General features: G+C 67.7%; 15 protein-coding genes and 1 pseudogene. 9 read left to right on the plus strand and 7 right to left on the minus strand.

Annotated elements, in window-relative coordinates; all coding sequences use genetic code 11:
* Positions 1-325, plus strand: a pseudogene (locus tag GRX66_RS08945) (MFS transporter); the annotation flags it as partial.
* An 86-nt stretch (positions 326-411) separates the two neighbouring features.
* On the plus strand, positions 412-1287 hold the full coding sequence (locus GRX66_RS08950) for an ArsR/SmtB family transcription factor (protein ID WP_159526253.1): 876 nt from the start codon (positions 412-414) through the stop codon (positions 1285-1287).
* 556 nt (positions 1288-1843) lie between these two features.
* Here GRX66_RS08950 and GRX66_RS19505 read toward each other — a convergent pair.
* On the minus strand, positions 1844-2020 hold the full coding sequence (locus GRX66_RS19505) for a DUF7470 family protein (RefSeq protein WP_201292970.1): 177 nt from the start codon (positions 2018-2020) through the stop codon (positions 1844-1846).
* A gap of 110 nt (positions 2021-2130) precedes the next feature.
* On the opposite strand from GRX66_RS19505, the gene eif1A reads away from it, so the two are divergent.
* The 7 genes from eif1A (at position 2131) to GRX66_RS08985 (ending at position 9525) form a co-directional block, all read left to right on the plus strand.
* The gene (eif1A, locus tag GRX66_RS08955) at positions 2131-2418 is read left to right on the plus strand and encodes a translation initiation factor eIF-1A (RefSeq protein ID WP_159526254.1); all 288 of its coding nucleotides are present in this window, start codon (positions 2131-2133) and stop codon (positions 2416-2418) included.
* Between the two features lie 21 nt (positions 2419-2439).
* Complete coding sequence (rio1, locus tag GRX66_RS08960) at positions 2440-3363, plus strand: serine/threonine-protein kinase Rio1 (RefSeq protein WP_325064023.1); 924 nt, start codon at positions 2440-2442, stop codon at positions 3361-3363.
* 328 nt (positions 3364-3691) lie between these two features.
* Positions 3692-4828 (plus strand): tryptophan--tRNA ligase, encoded by a 1137-nt coding sequence (locus GRX66_RS08965; protein ID WP_159526255.1) that lies wholly within the window; start codon positions 3692-3694, stop codon positions 4826-4828.
* A 117-nt stretch (positions 4829-4945) separates the two neighbouring features.
* Entirely contained in the window at positions 4946-5743 is a 798-nt protein-coding gene (locus GRX66_RS08970) for an ArsR/SmtB family transcription factor (RefSeq protein ID WP_159526256.1), read from the plus strand.
* A gap of 89 nt (positions 5744-5832) precedes the next feature.
* Entirely contained in the window at positions 5833-6384 is a 552-nt protein-coding gene (locus tag GRX66_RS08975; RefSeq protein WP_159526257.1) for a KH domain-containing protein, read from the plus strand.
* A gap of 304 nt (positions 6385-6688) precedes the next feature.
* A complete protein-coding gene (gene thsA, locus GRX66_RS08980; protein WP_394351516.1) occupies positions 6689-8365 on the plus strand; it encodes a thermosome subunit alpha in 1677 nt (558 codons plus the stop codon).
* 173 nt (positions 8366-8538) lie between these two features.
* Positions 8539-9525 carry an ornithine cyclodeaminase family protein gene (locus GRX66_RS08985; protein ID WP_159526258.1) on the plus strand — a complete coding sequence of 329 codons (987 nt, stop codon included), beginning with the start codon at positions 8539-8541 and terminating at the stop codon, positions 9523-9525.
* 208 nt (positions 9526-9733) lie between these two features.
* On the opposite strand, the gene GRX66_RS08990 is transcribed toward GRX66_RS08985, so the two are convergent.
* The 6 genes from GRX66_RS08990 to GRX66_RS09015 all read right to left on the minus strand — a co-directional run.
* Positions 9734-9916 carry a DUF7535 family protein gene (locus GRX66_RS08990; protein WP_159526259.1) on the minus strand — a complete coding sequence of 61 codons (183 nt, stop codon included), beginning with the start codon at positions 9914-9916 and terminating at the stop codon, positions 9734-9736.
* Between the two features lie 80 nt (positions 9917-9996).
* Positions 9997-12858, minus strand: a complete 2862-nt coding sequence (leuS, locus tag GRX66_RS08995; protein ID WP_159526260.1) for a leucine--tRNA ligase — start codon at positions 12856-12858, stop codon at positions 9997-9999.
* Positions 12859-13045: 187 nt separating this feature from the next.
* Complete coding sequence (locus tag GRX66_RS09000; RefSeq protein WP_159526261.1) at positions 13046-13456, minus strand: Hsp20/alpha crystallin family protein; 411 nt, start codon at positions 13454-13456, stop codon at positions 13046-13048.
* A 285-nt stretch (positions 13457-13741) separates the two neighbouring features.
* Positions 13742-14548 carry a prephenate dehydratase gene (pheA, locus tag GRX66_RS09005; RefSeq protein WP_159526262.1) on the minus strand — a complete coding sequence of 269 codons (807 nt, stop codon included), beginning with the start codon at positions 14546-14548 and terminating at the stop codon, positions 13742-13744.
* Positions 14549-14651: 103 nt separating this feature from the next.
* Positions 14652-16076, minus strand: a complete 1425-nt coding sequence (gene lpdA, locus GRX66_RS09010; protein WP_159526263.1) for a dihydrolipoyl dehydrogenase — start codon at positions 16074-16076, stop codon at positions 14652-14654.
* A partial coding sequence (locus GRX66_RS09015) for a dihydrolipoamide acetyltransferase family protein (RefSeq protein ID WP_201292971.1) occupies positions 16076-16955 on the minus strand: 880 nt, incomplete at its 5' end. The genes GRX66_RS09015 and lpdA, both read right to left, overlap by 1 nt.

Below are 16955 nucleotides of genomic sequence, written 5' to 3' on the forward strand. Positions count from 1 at the left end.
CCGTGGCGTTCGCGCCGTGCTCGTGCTGCCCGCGTTCGTCGCGATGCGGCCGATGGGCGCCGTGGTTCGCACCGTCCGGTCGCGGTACCTCAACGACCGCATCGAGTCGGTCGGGCGCGCCACCGCGATGAGCGCGGCCTCCCTCGTGTTCTCCGTGGTTCGGTTCCCGCTGTTGCTCGGCGCTGGCGTCGTCGCGGACGCATTCGGGCCGTACGTCGCGCTGTCCGCCGTCAACGCGGCCTTCGTCGGCTGCGCGGCCGTCCTCTGGGTGGTGGAGACACCGATTCGCGCCGGCCACGACACCGGCGTCGTCCCCGCCGACTGACGTCGCGCCGACTGCTACGTGCTGCTCTCGTCCCCGGGCGCACTACTGCACCACATTCTAAACCCCGGGTCGTCGTACGTCTCGGCATGACGACGCCGGATTTCGAGGCGACAGCGGACGCGTTCGGGTTGCTCGCGGACCCGGTTCGCGTCGAGATCGTGGACGCGCTCTGGCAGAGTGAGGAGACGCCGGTGCCGTACTCCGACGTGCGGGACGCGGTCGGCTTGCGGGACTCCGGGCGGTTCAACTACCACCTCTCGAAGCTCACCGACCACTTCGTGGAGAAGACCGACGACGGCTACCGCCTCCGGCCGACGGGGCTGCTGGTGGTGAACGCCGTGTACGCTGGGTCGTACGTGGACGCGCCGTCCCGGGAGGGAATCGACGTCGACGGCGCGTGTCCGACCTGTGGCGCGCCCCTCGTGGGCGAGTACGACGCCGGAATGTTCCGGGTGTCGTGTGCGGACTGCGACACCCAGTTGTTCATGCTGTCGTTCTCCCCGCAGGGCGTGGCCCGCCGGGACGACGAGGAACTGCTCGACGCGGTGTCGTTGCACGCTCGCGCCCACACGCGACGCGCGAGCGGTGGGCTCTGTCCGTTCTGCGGCGGGTCGATGACGAGCGACCTGGAACTGGACGCGGAGACCGGGCTCCCGCTGTCGACGCTCGTGGTCACCGACTGCCAGAACTGCGGGGCGACCAACCGGTCGAGCGTCGGGTTCTCGGTCCTGGAACACCCAGTAGTCTCCGGGTTTCTCTACGAGCACGGCGTGGCGGGGGACGCACCGCCCTGGCAGTTCGACTGGTGCCTGAGCGACGACCCGCTGACAGTCGAATCACGGGACCCGCCGCGCGTCGCGGTCGACGTCGCGGCGAATGGCGCCGACGAGACGCTCCGCGTGACGGTCGGCGCGGACGGCCACGTGGCGGGAACCGAGCGCGTCGAGGCCGGCGCACAGTAATCCGTACTGGCAGGTCACCAACCTTTTGTTGCTCCGCACTCCCGCTCGTACCATCACGAGCCGATCATCCCCGTTCCGACTCCCTCCAGGGCATTGCGCGCTGACCGATCCGACTACGCTGACCAGCCCGCCACCCTCCCGTGACCACTGACACCGCCCACGATTCACTGACGGACCCCGAGTCGCTCCGCGAGCACGACGCTGTCGACGTCCGCGACGCGCCGGGTCGACGTCATGTCACGGACCGGGTTGGTCCCGGCCTCCTATTTGAACCTACGCCACCGGCTGTCCGGTTGCCGGCACCGGTGTCGAAGCCAGCAGCCGCGAGCTAGATGGTTCGAAGAAACAGACGGTCGCGGGTCACCGCGCGAGCGGCGCGAACGGCGAAGCCGTGAGCAAACTGGGTGCCTCAAAGTCGCAGCCCCGTGGTCCGAGGGACCGAAGCGTCCCCGTCACTGAGCGAATCGATGAGTCGCTCAGACAGCGAACGCCTTGTGTTCGGCCGCTCTCGAAAGAGCGCTCCGCGCTCTTTCGGCGACGGCGCAAAAAGTGCGTTTCAGAACCCGAACACGCCCATGAGTGATTTGGCGACGCGGCGGACGATGAGGCCGAGGCCGAGGAGGACGAGGACGATGCCGGCGGCGACGACCGGGGCTTTGACTGCGACGATGGCGACGCCGGCGAGCACGAGGAGGGCGCCGAACAGTCCGGAGAGGCCGAGCGTGTCGAGCATGTCGGGCACGAGCGTGACCATTGGGGTAAACGTACTGGTCCAGCGGCGTCGGGTGGTGGCGGCCGCGAAAGTGTGCAGGGTTTAAATCGCTCGCGGCCCTGATTGAGGGTATGAGCGACGACGATGGTGGACGGAAGAATCTGCGAATGCCCGACGAGGACGAGGTATTCGCGGAGGTCACCGACATGCTCGGTGCGAACCGGGTGCGGGTTCGTTGCGCGGACGGCAAAGAGCGGACGGCACGGATTCCCGGGCGGATGCAGAAACGCATCTGGATCCGGGAGGACGACGTCGTGCTGGTGGAGCCGTGGGACTGGCAGGACGAGAAGGCGGACGTGGTGTGGCGCTACGAGAAATCGGAGGCTGATCAACTCCGTGAGGAGGGGCACATCGAGTGACAGCACCACGGTGGGTCTGCGGTGACTGAGGAGTTCGAGCTCGTCGAGGACGCCGAGGGGGCGCCCGGCGACGAGTTCGAGGAGATCGACGTCTCGGACACGGAAGCCGACCGCATCGCGCGCCGTCGCGACCGCGAGTTCGAGCAGTTCCGGGACCGGTTGAAGGACGCCGACCAGTTCAAGGTCCTGGACGGCGCGTTCGACGACGCGACGTTCGCCGCCATCTACAAACTCGTCCAGGACGGCTACATCGGGGCGTTCGGCGGCCCGATTTCGACGGGGAAGGAGGCGAACGTCTACGAGGCGCTCGACGACGAGGGCGGCGACGTCGCGGTGAAGATCTACCGCATCAACGCGTCGAACTTCCAGCAGATGCGGGAGTACCTGGAGGGCGACCCGCGCTTCGAGGGGATTCGCGGCGACAAGAAGGCCGTGGTGTTGTCGTGGACGCAGAAGGAGTACTCGAACCTGCGGCGCGCCGCGGAAGCGGGGGTACGCGTCCCGGAGCCGATCGCCGTCCAGCGGAACGTGCTGGTGATGGAGCTCATCGGCCAGGAGGGCGACGCCGCGCCGACGCTCGCGGACGTGGACGTCGAGAACCCGGAAACGGCGTTCGAGGTGGTCCGGGAGTACATGCGGCGCCTGTACGACGCCGGCCTCGTGCACGGCGACCTCTCGGAGTACAACCTCGTGGTGTACGACGGGGAACTCGTCGTCATCGACGTCGGGCAGGCGGTGACGATTCACCACAACAACCACGACGAGTTCCTGCAGCGGGACTGTCGGAACGTCGCGAACTTCTTCGAACGGCAGGGCGCGGACGTGGACGCCGAGGCGCTGTACGACTACGTCATCGAGAACGCGAATCCCCGTTCGGACGACGACACGGACGACCCGCGGACGACGGTCGACGAGCCAGCGGACACCGAGCCGACGGACGGCTGAACGCCGGTCGAGGGGCCGGTGACGGTTGACGACGGACGGCACAGCGACGAGTAATTGGGCGACGGCGCGCGCCGGACGACACATCAGACCACAGCTGAGCGATGGCGCAGGAACTGGCGGTGGTCGACCGCCATCACAACGCTTTTTCCACCGTCTCGCGGATAGTCGCGTATGCAGTCCGCTCCCATCGGCTGGCGCTGGCGCGCTCCGGGAGCGGACAGTCTCGCCGCAGCGGCCTGACGGGCGTCACCCGGCCGGGTCGCGTGCGGGGCTCCCTCGCTTCTCTCGCGCACCGCTCGCCGAGTACCTACCGCGCCACCCACCACACATGCCAGCCGACTCAGTCACACCGTACAGCGTCGAGGGCGACGTCGACTACGAGAAACTGCTCGCCCGCTTCGGCGCCGAGGCACTGACCCGCGAACAGCGACAGCGATTCCCCGACCAGCCACTCGTGCGCCGCGGCCTGTTCTACGCCGGCCGCGACGTCGACGACTTCCTCGCCAGCGAACCCCAGTCCGTCGTGACGGGCGTCGGCCCGTCCGGCCCGATGCACCTCGGGCACGCGATGGTGTTCTACTTCGCGAAGCGCCTCCAGGACGCGTTCGGCGCGCGCGTCTACGTCCCCGTCTCCGACGACGAGAAGTACGCGTTCAAGGACCAGACGCCCACGGAGACCACCGAGTACCTCCGCGAGAACCTCCGTGACCTCCTCGCGGTGGGATTCGACCCGGCGCTGACGCGCATCGTCGTGGACACGGAGGACGCCGACGTCGTCTACCCGCTGGCGACGGCATTCGGGACGGACGTCACGCACTCGACGCTCGAGGCCGTCTACGGCACGCCGTCGAACGTCGGGCAGGCGTTCTATCCCGCGGTGCAGACGGCCCACCTCCTGCTCCCGCAACTCGTGCACGGCGAGCACGCGACGCTCGTCCCCATCGCCGTCGACCAGGACCCCCACGTCCGCGTCAGTCGGGACGTCGCGTCGAAAGCCCGGTACCCGGTCCGGAAGCCCGGCGCGTTGCTGATGCAGTTCCTGCCGTCGCTGGGCGGGCCGGGGAAGATGAGCAGTTCTGAGGGCGTCGCAATCCGGCTGACCGACGACGCGGAGACGGTCCGCGAGAAGATTCGCACGCACGCCTTCACGGGCGGCCGAGCGAGCGTCGAAGAGCACCGCGAACACGGCGGCGACCCCGACGTGGACGTGCCCTTCCAGTACCTGTCGGCGTTCTTCGAACCCGACGACCGGGAACTCGCACGCATCGAGCGAGCCTACCGCAGCGGAGAGTTGCTCTCCGGCGAACTGAAGGACCTCGCTGCCGACCGCATCGCCGAGTTCCTCGCCGACCACCAGCGCCGCCGCGCCGCCATCCCCGACGTCCGGGCGGAACTCGCTGCGTACCGTCTCACCGAGGACGAGCGCGAGCGTGCGCGGGCGGCCGTCGGCTTCCAGCGGCCGTAGGCTCCAGCCGATGCTCCAATTCCAGCGACCGTGGGCTCCGGCCGCGTCGGATGAACCGGTTTGCACGGGCCTGGTCGTGGCGGAAGGCTGAAGCAAGTCCAGTCGCGTCGGTCGTACATGACAGCAGACGCAGAGGACGCGTTCGCCGCGGTCGCGGACGAACTCCGCGTGCGCATCCTCCGGGAACTCTGGGATGCCGACGACCCGCTCGCATTCTCCGACCTCCGGACTCGCGTCGACGTCCGGGACTCCGGGCGGTTCAACTACCACCTCGGCGAACTCCGCGGGCGGTTCGTCGAACAGACCGACGACGGCTACGAACTCCGGTTCGCCGGACAGAAACTCGTCGCGGCGCTACACTCCGGCGTCTACACGGAGGACGCATCTGTCGGGCCGGTGCCGGTCGACGGCACGTGCTTCGACTGCGGGGGGACCCTGGAAGCGCGCTACGAGGACGAACTCGGGCGCGTCGAGTGCACTGACTGCGGGATGAACCTTGTCGGTGGGGGCGTCCCGCCGGCGTTCGTCGACGGCCGCGAGGACGACCTCGCCGCCGCCATCGACGGCTACCTCCGCACGCAAATTCGCCAGTGCGCTGACGGCTTCTGCCCCCAATGTAGCGGGCCCACAACGGGATTCCTCGAGGAAAACGACTACGGGCCACAGGCCGTCTTCGAGTGCGAGCGCTGCGGTGCCGCGTTCCGGGGCATCGCGTCGATGCTCGCGCTCGACCACCCGGCAGTCGTCGCATTCTACCACGACCACGGCCGGAGCGTCCGGAACGCTCGTATCTGGGAACTACGGTGGTTCGACGACGTCGAACGTGACGGGGACGCCGCCCGCGTGACGGTGACCGTGGACGGCGACGAACTCGAACTGGTCGTGGACGATTCGCTGGCCGTCAGCGTCGCCTAAGCGGCGGACTGTCAGCACCGCCCAAGCGGCGTGAAACCGTCGTACGAGGGAGAGAAGGCTTTTACGCGCACGCCAAGTATTTGGTGTATATGAAACACGTGAAGATTCCGCAGGACCGCATCGGGACGCTCATCGGCGAGGGGGGTGAGACGCTCCGCCGAATCGAGCAAGCCGCCGAGGTCCGCCTCGACGTCAACTCCCAGGACGGCTCGGTCGCCATCGAGCGCAACGGCGACCCCGTTCGCGGCATGCAGGCGCCGGAGATCGTGCGCGCCATCGGCCGCGGGTTCGACCCGGACGCCGCCCTGAGTCTGCTGGACGACGAGATGCGGATGTTCGACACCATCGACATCGAGCGGGCCGCCCGCAACGACAACGACCTCCGCCGCAAGAAGGGGCGCCTCATCGGCGAGGACGGCCGCACGCGCGAGCTCATGGAGGAACTCACGGGCGCAAGCGTCGTGATTTACGGCTCTACGTTCGGCGTCATCGGCCAGCCGAACGAGGTCGACGTCGCGCGCTCGGCCGCAGAGATGCTGCTGGACGGTGCGCCCCACGGCGCCGTCTACTCGTACCTCGAACGCAAGCGCGCCGAGGAACTGAAACAGCAGGGCATGGAGTACCACGAGTTCCCCGGGTAGTCCAGGGAACGCTCTGACGCCCTCTGATCGGCCTTCGGTCCGCGTTCCGCTGATTCTGCGTCCGGTTCTTCCTGCTCCCGCCCCGGTCTCCGCTTGGTCCGTTCCCGGTTCTCCGGCGCTTGCGCTCTCGTTGGATTGAAGCGCTCGCGGTCGCTCGCAGGGATCTGGCGACAAATCAGTAATAAACAACTCGTATGTGGAATCTCGTTCTGGCTACGGACCGGCGTGTGAGGGCGTCTCGATGGGTGTGGTATTCTCTTGCGCACAAGGTTTAAATAGAATCGCATTCAATCAATGAGTGACTATGGCGCAGCAGATGGGCAATCAGCCACTTATTGTACTTTCCGAGGAGAGCCAGCGAACCTCCGGAGAGGACGCACAGTCGATGAACATCACCGCCGGGAAAGCCGTCTCCGAGGCCGTCCGAACCACCCTCGGCCCGAAAGGCATGGACAAGATGCTCGTGGACTCCACGGGCGAGGTCGTCGTCACGAACGACGGCGTCACCATCCTCAAGGAGATGGACATCGAGCACCCGGCGGCCAACATGATCGTCGAGGTCGCCGAGACACAGGAGATCGAAGTCGGCGACGGCACGACATCCGCCGTCATCGTCTCCGGTGAACTCCTCTCGGAGGCCGAGGACCTCCTCGAACAGGACATCCACGCGACCACGCTCGCGCAGGGGTACCGCCAGGCCTCCCAGAAGGCCAAGGAGTTCCTCGACGAGAAGGCAATCGACATCTCCCCGGACGACACCGAGGAACTCGAGAAGATCGCCGCGACCGCCATGACCGGCAAGGGCGCGGAGAACGCCAAGGACACCCTCTCGGAACTCGTCGTCCGCGCCGTCCAGTCGGTCGCCAACGGCGGCGACGTCGACACGGACAACGTCAAAGTCGAGAAGGTCACCGGCGGCGCCACCGAGAACTCCGAACTCATCGAGGGCGTCATCGTCGACAAGGAGCGCGTCAACGAGAACATGCCCTACGGCGTCGAGGACGCCAAAATCGCGCTCGTCGACGACGGCCTCGAAGTCAAGGAGACCGAGATCGACACCGAGGTCAACGTCACCGACCCCGACCAGCTCCAGCAGTTCCTCGACCAGGAAGAGAAGCAGCTCCAGGAGATGGTCGACGCCCTCGCCGACGCCGGCGCCAACGTCGTCTTCGTCGACGGCGGCATCGACGACATGGCCCAGCACTACCTCGCGCAGGAAGGCATCCTCGCTGTCCGCCGCGTGAAATCCGACGACTTCACCCGTCTGTCCCGCGCCACCGGCGCGACCCCGGTCGCGAACGTCACGGACATCGAAGCCGACGACCTCGGTGAAGCCGGCAGCGTCGCCCAGAAGGACATCGGCGGCGACGAACGCATCTTCGTCGAAGACGTCGAAGAAGCGAAGTCCGTCACCCTCATCCTCCGCGGCGGCACCGAGCACGTCGTCGACGAAGTCGAGCGCGCCATCGAGGACTCCCTCGGCGTCGTGCGCGTCACCCTCGAGGACGGCAAAGTCCTCCCCGGCGGCGGCGCACCCGAGACGGAACTCGCGATGGAGCTCCGCGACTTCGCGGACTCCGTCGGCGGCCGCGAGCAGCTCGCCGTCGAAGCGTTCGCGGACGCTCTGGAAGTCATCCCGCGCACCCTCGCCGAGAACGCGGGCCACGACCCCATCGACTCCCTCGTGGACCTCCGCAGCCGTCACGACGCCAGCGAATCCGGCGCCGGCCTCGACGCCTACACCGGCGAAGTCATCGACATGAACGACGAAGGCGTCGTCGAACCGCTCCGCGTGAAGACGCAGGCCATCGAGTCCGCCACCGAGGCGGCCGTGATGATCCTCCGCATCGACGACGTCATCGCCGCGGGCGACCTCGCAGGCGGCCAGGTCGGCGACGACGGCGGCGAAGAACCCGCCGGCGGCCCCGGCGCAGGCGGCATGGGCGGCGGCATGGGCGGCGGCATGGGCGGCATGATGTGAACTTCGGCCACTAACTCCACATCGGCCGTCAGGCCCCGACGCTCCCGAAGCCCACGTTCGCTCGCACCGACCGCTCACAGACGCTCGCATTTTTGTTCGACGAAATACACGGACAGCGACGGGTGTCGGCGGACAAAGGAGGTTCTAAGTGCGGGGGTTGCAATTTTTGCGGCATGGAGACGCTGCTACTCAACAAGGAGGACGTCAGCGAGAACGTGCGAATGCCGGAGTTGATTCCGGCCGTCGAGGACGCGTTCGCCGCCTACGAGACGGGCGACGCACAGATGCCCGCGAAGTCCTACATCGACCTCCCCCAGTACAACGGGGACTTCCGCTCGATGCCCGCGTACCTGGACACCGGGGACTGGGACGCCGCCGGCATCAAGTGGGTGAACGTCCACCCGGACAACCCCACGCACTACGACCTCCCGACAGTCATGGGGACGATGGTGTACTCCGACCCCGAGAACGCCTACCCGCTGGCCATCATGGACGGCACCGAACTCACCCTGCAACGCACGGGCGCCGCTGCGGGGGTCGCCACCGACTACCTCGCCGTCGAGGACGCCAGTAGCTTCGGCGTCGTCGGCGCCGGCGTCCAGTCGTACGCCCAACTCGAAGCCGTCGCCGACGTCCGCGACATCGAGGAAGTCGTCGTCAGCGACGTCAACGAGGACGCCGTTCGCGCGTTCGTCGAACACTTCCAGGACCGCTTCGACGTCCGCGAGGGCTCGATCAGCGACGCCGGCCACTGCGACGTCCTCTCCACGGTCACCCCCGTCGAAGACCCAATCGTCTCCCCCGACGACCTCGGCGACCACACCCACGTCAACGCCATGGGCGCCGACGCCGAAGGCAAACACGAACTCGCCGACGACGTCCTCCTCGGCGCCAAACTCGTCATCGACGACCACGCCCAGACCACCCACTCCGGCGAAATCAACGTCCCCTACAACGCGGGCGTCCTCTCCGACGACGACATCTACGGCGACGTCGGCGAGATCGTCACCGGCCAGACGGACGGCCGCACCCCCGACGACGGCGTCACGGTGTTCGACTCCACGGGCCTCGCCATCCAGGACGTCGCCGCCGCCCACGTCGTCTACGAACACGCCCAGGAACACGGCAACGGCTACGAATTCGATCTGCTCGGGGTATAAGACGCACTTCTTGCCGGAGCGGGCGACGGAGTCGCCCGATCGCAGCAAAAACTTGCGGAAAAAGCACTCCTCTCTCCCTTCGGTCGCTCGTCGGCCCGCGCTCCCTACGGTTGCGCGGTGAACCGGCGACCGTCCGCGTCTTCCGGACCGCTCGGTCGCCGGATGCTCGCCGTCGGCTGGTTCCTCCGAGTTCGGTCGTGTTGTCGCGTCACGCACCCCGGCCCAGGAGTTTGCCGAACCCCCAGATGACGACGATGAACGGCAGGAGCGGCAACAGCAACACCGCGAGGAGGGCCGCCATCGCCAGGCCGATACCGGACATCTCCGGGTTCGACTTCACGTGGGGCGTCGGGCCGACACTGTACGAACCGCTGTCGGCACGCTCGCTCATAGTTGGATATTTGACCCGAACGGCAAAAATCGTTACTCCGGGGTGCCGCTCCAGGGGCGGCGGATTCCGAACGGGCCGCCCTACTGGAGGTCGATGGCGGGCCGGAACGGCACCGCGCGGGACGCGCGCTCGGCGTCCGTCTCGGACTCCGGCACCACGTCGACGGTGGCGTCGAACTGGCGCGCCAGGAAGCCCGCGGCCTGCTCGTAGACGTCGGCTTCGTCGACGTCGTCCAGCGCCGCCAGTTCCTCGTCGGACCGCTCGCGGACGTCAGCGACCAGGTCCTGCGCGAGGTCGTTGACCTCGTCGCCGCGCTCCCGCAGGCTTTCGTTCTGCATCACGGACCCCATCACTGCGCCGACGTCCGGCCCGGTCTCCCGGACCGTCTCGTAGACGGTCTGCTTCCACGGCGCCGCCGTGTAGATGGTGATCTGGTCCGGGTCGGTGTCCGTGACGTCCACGACCTCGCGGACGTCGTCGGCCAGCGACTCCACGAGGCGCTCCTCGACCTCGACGCGCTCGGACTCCAGTTCGGGGTCGGGCTCCGGCCAGTCGTCCTGGCCGACGGGGCGGCCGACCAGTTCGTCGTGGAGTTCGTTCGCGACGAACGGCACGATTGGTGCGAGCAACCGCAGGCGGGTCAGCAGGACCTCGCGGAGCGTCCAGCGCGCGCCCTCGCGGTCCAGGTCCGTGCGCTTTCGGTACCACGTCAGGTGCTCCTCGAAGTGGTAGAACGCCTCCTGGCTGGCCTTCCGCGTCTGGAAGTTGTCCATCGCGTCGGTGGCGGCCCGGATGGTGGACTGGAGTTTCGACAGCAGCCAGCGGTCGATGCGCTCCAAGTCGACGTCCTCGCGGTCGCCGAGGCCCGCGGCGCGCTCCGCGACGTCCTGTGCGCGCTCGTAGAACCGCGCGAGCTGGTCCCGCGTGGTGCCGACCTCGTCGCCGCGCCAGTCGAAGTCCTGCCAGGGCTCCGCGGAGTTCAGCAGGAAGAACCGCACGGTGTCCGCGCCGTACTCCTCGATGGCCTCGGTGGGGAGGACGACGTGCCCCTTCGAGGACGACATCGACTCGCCCTCCAGCAGGCCCATGCCCATGATGGTGATGCCCTGGGGCCACTTCGACTCTTCGAAGAGGTCGGTGTGGTGGAACAGGTAGAACGTCAGGTGGTTCGACACCAGGTCGTTGCCCGACACCCGGTAGTCGACGGGGTACCAGTACTCCCACTCGTCGCGCAACGCCAGGGCGCGCTCGTCGGGGTCGGCTACCGCGTCGGCGCCGTAGAACAGCGTGTCGAAGAACTCTCGGTCCATCTCCGCCGGCGGGACGTCCTGGAGGCGGTGGGCGATGGTGTAGTAGGACATGTACACCGTGGAGTCCGACAGCGGCTCGATGACGAAGTCGTCGTCCCACGGCAGCTTCGTACCGAGGCCGTAGTTGCGGATGCACGGCCACTCGTTCAGCCAGTCGACGGTGTGGTCGAGCTGGTCGCGGGTGTTCTCGGGGATGGCGTCCAGGTCCGCGATGGCGTCGTGCGCGAGTTCCTTCCAGCCCTCGTCGTTGTACGTCAGGAACCACGTGTCCTGTTTCGCGACCTCGACCTCGCCGCCGCACCGGCAGACGACCTCCTCGGAGAACTCGTACATCGAGTCGAAGGCGCCCTGGGACTGGAAGTGCTCGTCGAGTTCCTCGCGGACGTCCTCGACGACCTGTCCGCCGTACTCGCCGTACACGTCCTTGAGTTCGCCGCTGTGGAACTCCCGGTTGTACACCTCCTGGGTGGCGTCCTCGAGGGCGTGGTCGTCGCTCGACTCGATGCCGTACTCCTCGACGGCCGCCCTCGCCGGGAACGGGTCGTCGTAGGCGTCGATGTCGAGGATGGCCTTCGGTTCGATGGCGTCGACCTCCGCCGGGTCGATGCCGTACTTGCGCATCCGCTCGTCGTCCGCCTTCGCCTCCTGCAGGGCCACCCAATCGTCCGGCGAGTGCGCGGGCACGGACATCACGACGCCCGTGGCGTTGTCGGCGTCCACGAACGCCGCGGGCAACACGAGCACGTCCTCGCCGGTGACGGGGTTGGTGACGCGTTCCCCGACCAGCGCGTCGCCCGTGAACCGGTCGAGGATTTCGACGTCGCGCTGCTGGAGGACGAGTTTCTCCGCGGCCTGGTCGCTCACCAGCCACCGCTCGCCGTCGACGTTCGCTTCGACGTAGTGGGCGTCGGGGTCGATGTACGCGTTCGTGACGCCGCGAACGGTCTCGGGGCGCAGCGTCGCCATCGGAACGACCGTGTCGCCGGCTTCGAATTTGACGAGCGTGTACTCCTGGAACTCCGCCTCCTCGCCCTCCAGGATGTCGTGGGTGGTGACGGGGTTCTCCTCGTCGGTGCAGTACTTCACGGGATGCAGCCCCTTCTCGAGGCGGCCGTTATCGCGCAGCGTCTCGTACTGCCACTCGATGAACTTCGAGTAGCGCTCGTCGTTCGTCGTGAACTCCCGGCGCCAGTCGACGCTGAGCCCCAGGGACTTCATGTTCCGCTTGTAGTGGTTCTCGATGAAGTAGCGCGCGAACCCCATCGGCGTCTCCAGCTCGTCGAGTTCGGACTCCGGGACGTTGTAGGTGTCCCGGAGCACGGACATCTGTTCTTCCTCGCGCTTCTGGAGGCGGTTCACCGCGCCGATGATGGGCGTGCCGGTGACGTGCCACGCGATGGGGAACAGAACCTTGTCGCCCTGCAGGCGCCGGTAGCGAGCGTAGACGTCGGGGACCGTATAGGTGCGAGCGTGTCCGATGTGCATCCCGCCTGACGGGTAGGGATAGGGGACTGTGACGAACGTCGCGTCCTCGTCGTCGCCGGCCGCCGTCGGCGGGTCCGCGTGGTAGCGACCGCCGTCCTCCCAGCGGTCCTGCCACTTGCGCTCGATTTCCCGCGGCTCGTAGGTCATATCCGACGTGACAGTCCCGCAGGCCAAAAGCCCTCCCATCGTGACTGGTGACCTGTCAGTCTCCGGCAATACTTGCCGAACGGTAGCACGGGGCACTGCCGCGGCTGCGGGACGTACGGACCGCGCCCTGCGGCGCGTCGTCGTCGGCCGAAACCGCCGTGAGAACGGACGCTGGCGCCGGCGACGCCTATTCGATTTCGACGCTCGTGGACTCCTCGGTGGCGTGGGACTTCGGGAGGATGACGGTCAGCACGCCGTTCTCGAAGGACGCGCTGGCGTCGCCCTCCTCGATGTCCTCGGGGAGCGTGACGCTGCGCGACAGCGACCGCTTGCTGCGCTCGCGGCGGATGTAGTTGTCACCGTCTTCGTACTCCTCCTCGGTTTCGGAGCGGTGGGTGGCGTCGATGCGGAGCGTGCGCTCGTGGACCTCAACGTCGATGTCGTCCCGCTCGAACCCCGGGAGGTCGGCGGTCAGGACGAAGCTGTCGCCCTCGTCCGCCACGTCCACGGCGAGCCCGCCGCCGGCGCGCTCCCGCGCCTCGTTCATTCGGTCGAGCAGCCGTTCGAGTTCGTCGAATGGGCTTCCTCGGGACACCATACGTGTCAATTCCACGCGAATCCCGGAAAAGCTACCGGCTAGATTTCAGGCACCCTGGGGCCGCAAACACAGATCTAACCACCCCCGACAGCAAGCATCCGCGGCCTGAGCGGTTCGAAGAACCCGAAGGCCGCGGTTCACAGCGCGAGCGACCACCGGGAGCGAGCGCTGGCCGACGAGTGACTACCGCGCGAGCGCAGCGAGCGCGACGGGAGCGAGGAGTGCTTTTTCCGCACGTTTTTGCGAGGGGTCGCCTTTGGCGACCCCGCAGCGCAAAAAGTGCGTTTAGACGACGTGTTCGACGTCGTAGGAGCCGAGGCGGCGGACCCAGCCGTCGGCGGCGATGGCTTCGATTTCGTCGAGGGCGGCCTGGGTGCGGTCCTCGTAGAGGCCGGCGTCGACGTCGATGTGGAAGAGGTAGTCGCCGAGGCGTTCGCCGCTGGGACGGGATTCGACCCGGGAGAGGTTGATGTCGCGGTCGGCGAACGGCTCCAGGAGTTCGAGCAGCAGGCCGGGGTAGTTGGCGTTGGGGTAGACGACGAACGAGGATTTGCCGCCGGCCCGGGAGCGCTCGCCGGGCGGCGCGACGACGAAGAAGCGCGTGGAGTTGCTGGTGCGGTCCTGGATGTCTTCGGCGATCACCTGGAGGTCCCCAGTGGCGTTGTCGGGGTGGGCGATGCCGGCGACGGTGGGGTCGTCGCGGGCGATTTCGACGCTCTGCGCGGTGGACGCGACGGCTTCGCGGTCGGCGTCGGGGTAGTTCTCGTCGAGGTAGTCCCGGACCTGGGCGAGCGCCTGGGAGTGACTGGCGACGGTGTCGAAGTTCTCGCTTTGCGCGATGAGCGCGTGCCGGACGGGGGTGACGACTTCGCGGACGACCGCGAGTTCGACGTCGGCGAGGGTGTCGAGCGTCTCGGTGACGGAGCCTTCGATGCTGTTCTCGATTGGGACGACGCCGCGGTCGGCGTCGCCGTTCGCGACGGCGTCAGCGATGCCGCGCACGGACTCCGCGAAGGAGATGCCGTCGTCGGTGACGGCGCTGGCGGCGCGGTGGGAGTACGTGCCGGTCGGCCCGAGCGTAACCGTTTCCATGCACTCGTGTAGGCGGTGGACGGGGGAAAAGTGCGTCGGGCTGACAGGGGGTGCACTGCGCCGCAACGGAGTGAACGATGCCCCTCGTGGGAGAGGCCCAGGATTAGCGGTTCAGTGTGTGGATGGCGTGGCCGAGCGCGTGCTCGCAGGCCTCCATCGTGGATTCGGCGAGCGTCGGGTGGGTGTGGATGGTGGAGGCGACGTCCTCGAGGGTGGCGCCCATCTCGATGGCGAGGCCGAGTTCCGCGACGAGTTCGCTTGCCTCCGGGCCGACGATCTGCGCGCCGAGCAGGAATCCGGAGTTGTCGTCGGCGACGACGCGCACGAAGCCGTCGGCGTGGCCGGTGGTGAGCGCGCGGCCGCTGGCGTTGAACGGGAACTTCCCGACGACGGGATCGAAGCCCTCCTCGGCGGCGTCGTCCTCGCTGAGGCCGACAGTCGCGATTTCGGGGTCGGTGAAGACCGCTGCCGGGACGGCCTGGTAGTCGAGTGCGGCGGGTTCGCCGGCGATGACCTCGGCCGCGACCTGGCCTTCCTTACTGGCCTTGTGCGCGAGCATCGGGCCGGGCGCGACGTCACCGATGGCGAACACGTTCTCGACGCTCGTGCGCGCCTGGGTGTCCGTCTCGAGGCGGCCGTCGTCGTTCGGTTCGAGGTCGACGGCGTCCAGATTCAGGGTGTCGGTGACGGGTTCGCGGCCGACCGCGACCAGCACCTTGTCGGTGTCGAACTCGGTGACGTCGCCGTCTTCGTCTTCGGCAGCGACGACGATGCCGTCGCCGGATTCCTCCCAGTGATCGGCGGCGAGGCCGAAGTGGAAGTCGATGCCGAGTTCCTCGGCGCGCTGCCTCACGGGGCGCGCGAGGTCGTCCTCGTAGGTCGGGAGGATGCCGTCCAGCATCTCCACGACCGTGACGTCGACGCCGAGTTTCGCGAACACCGTCGACAGCTCCATGCCGATGTAGCCAGCGCCGACGACCACGATGGACTCCGGCAGTTCGTCCATCGCGAGCGCCTGCCGGGAGTCCAGCACGGGGTCGTCGCCGAAGTCGAAGCCCGGCACCTCGATGGGTCGGGAGCCGGTCGCGACGACGCAGTGCTCGTAGGTGATCGTCTCCGAGCCCTGGCCCTCGCCGCCGTGGACGACGCGGAGCTTGTCGTTGCCCGCGAACTCCGCGCGGCCCTCCATGAGGTTCACGCCGTTGGCCTTGCAGAGCTTCTCGACGCCGCCCGTCAGCTGGTCGACGACGCCGTCCTTCCAGTCGACCATCTCCGCGACGTCGACCTCGGGGTCCGCGTAGACGCCCATGTCCTCGGCGTGCCCGGCCTCGTGGGCGACGTCGGTCGCCGTGATCATCGCCTTCGACGGGATGCAGCCGTAGTTCAGGCAGGTGCCGCCGTACGCGTCCATCTCGACGAGCGTCACGTCGAGACCGAGTTGGCCGGCGCGAATCGCCGCTACGTAGCCGCCGGGGCCGCCCCCGACGACAGCTAAGTCGGTTCCAGTGGATACGTCTCCAACAACCATTATTCGAGTAGTAGTAGTTCGGGGTCAGTCAGCCGCTCCATCACGTAGTTCGTGAACTCCGCGGCCTCCGCGCCGTCGATGACGCGGTGGTCGATGGACAGCGACAGCGGCAGCGTCTTCGCCGCGCGCACCTCGCCGTCCTCCGCGACCGGGCGCTCGTCGATGGCGCCCAGCCCCAGAATCGCGGTCTCCGGGTAGTTGATGATCGGCGTGGCGTACTCGCCGCCGACCGCCCCGAAGTTCGTGATGGTGAACGTCCCGCCCTGCATCTCCTCGCGGGAGATCGAGCGGTCCCGGGCCTTCGCCGCGAGTTCGTTCACGTCCTGGGCGACCTGGAGGATGGACTTCTGGTCGACGTGCTTGACGACCGGCACCATCAGGCCGTGGTCGGTCGCCACCGCGACGCCGACGTTGTAGTCCTGCTTGAGCGCGATCTCGTCGTCCGCCTCGCGGAGCTCCGAGTTCACGATGGGGTACTCCTTGAGGCCGGCGACGACCGCCTTCATCACGAACGGCAGGTACGTGAGCTTCACGTCCTGCTCGGCGGCGCGCTCCTTGAGGTTCTCGCGCGTCGCCACGAGGTCGTCGATGACCGCGGTGTCGTGGTGCGTGACGTGGGGCGCCGTGTACTTCGATTCCGCCATCTGCTCGCCGATTGTGCGGCGGATGCCGCGGTACGGCTCCGTCGTCTCGCCGCCCTTGACGAACTCGCGGTCGGGCGCGCCGGCTGTCGGCGCTTCGCCCTGCGCGGCGACGCCGCCCTCCGCGTACTCCTGCACCGCTTCGGCGGTGACCGAACGCCTCGCCTTCGCCGTTCCTCGACCGGCGGGGACGTCGTCGATGTCGACGCCCGAGTTCGCGGGGCGAGGCCGCGGGTCG

Origin of the sequence: Halobacterium bonnevillei, from assembly GCF_009831555.1 — an archaeon.
GTDB lineage: Archaea > Halobacteriota > Halobacteria > Halobacteriales > Halobacteriaceae > Halobacterium > Halobacterium bonnevillei.

Excerpts from the sequence above, each read along its gene's own strand:
- lpdA (WP_159526263.1), bottom strand. The coding sequence starts at position 16,076 with ATGGTTGTTGGAGACGTATCCACTGGAACCGACTTAGCTGTCGTCGGG.
- leuS (WP_159526260.1), bottom strand. The coding sequence starts at position 12,858 with ATGACCTACGAGCCGCGGGAAATCGAGCGCAAGTGGCAGGACCGCTGG.
- GRX66_RS08975 (WP_159526257.1), top strand. The coding sequence starts at position 5,833 with ATGAAACACGTGAAGATTCCGCAGGACCGCATCGGGACGCTCATCGGC.
- eif1A (WP_159526254.1), top strand. The coding sequence starts at position 2,131 with ATGAGCGACGACGATGGTGGACGGAAGAATCTGCGAATGCCCGACGAG.
- thsA (WP_394351516.1), top strand. The coding sequence starts at position 6,689 with ATGGCGCAGCAGATGGGCAATCAGCCACTTATTGTACTTTCCGAGGAG.
- GRX66_RS08950 (WP_159526253.1), top strand. The coding sequence starts at position 412 with ATGACGACGCCGGATTTCGAGGCGACAGCGGACGCGTTCGGGTTGCTC.
- GRX66_RS19505 (WP_201292970.1), bottom strand. The coding sequence starts at position 2,020 with ATGCTCGACACGCTCGGCCTCTCCGGACTGTTCGGCGCCCTCCTCGTG.
- GRX66_RS08965 (WP_159526255.1), top strand. The coding sequence starts at position 3,692 with ATGCCAGCCGACTCAGTCACACCGTACAGCGTCGAGGGCGACGTCGAC.
- GRX66_RS08990 (WP_159526259.1), bottom strand. The coding sequence starts at position 9,916 with ATGAGCGAGCGTGCCGACAGCGGTTCGTACAGTGTCGGCCCGACGCCC.
- GRX66_RS08970 (WP_159526256.1), top strand. The coding sequence starts at position 4,946 with ATGACAGCAGACGCAGAGGACGCGTTCGCCGCGGTCGCGGACGAACTC.
- GRX66_RS08985 (WP_159526258.1), top strand. The coding sequence starts at position 8,539 with ATGGAGACGCTGCTACTCAACAAGGAGGACGTCAGCGAGAACGTGCGA.
- GRX66_RS09000 (WP_159526261.1), bottom strand. The coding sequence starts at position 13,456 with ATGGTGTCCCGAGGAAGCCCATTCGACGAACTCGAACGGCTGCTCGAC.
- pheA (WP_159526262.1), bottom strand. The coding sequence starts at position 14,548 with ATGGAAACGGTTACGCTCGGGCCGACCGGCACGTACTCCCACCGCGCC.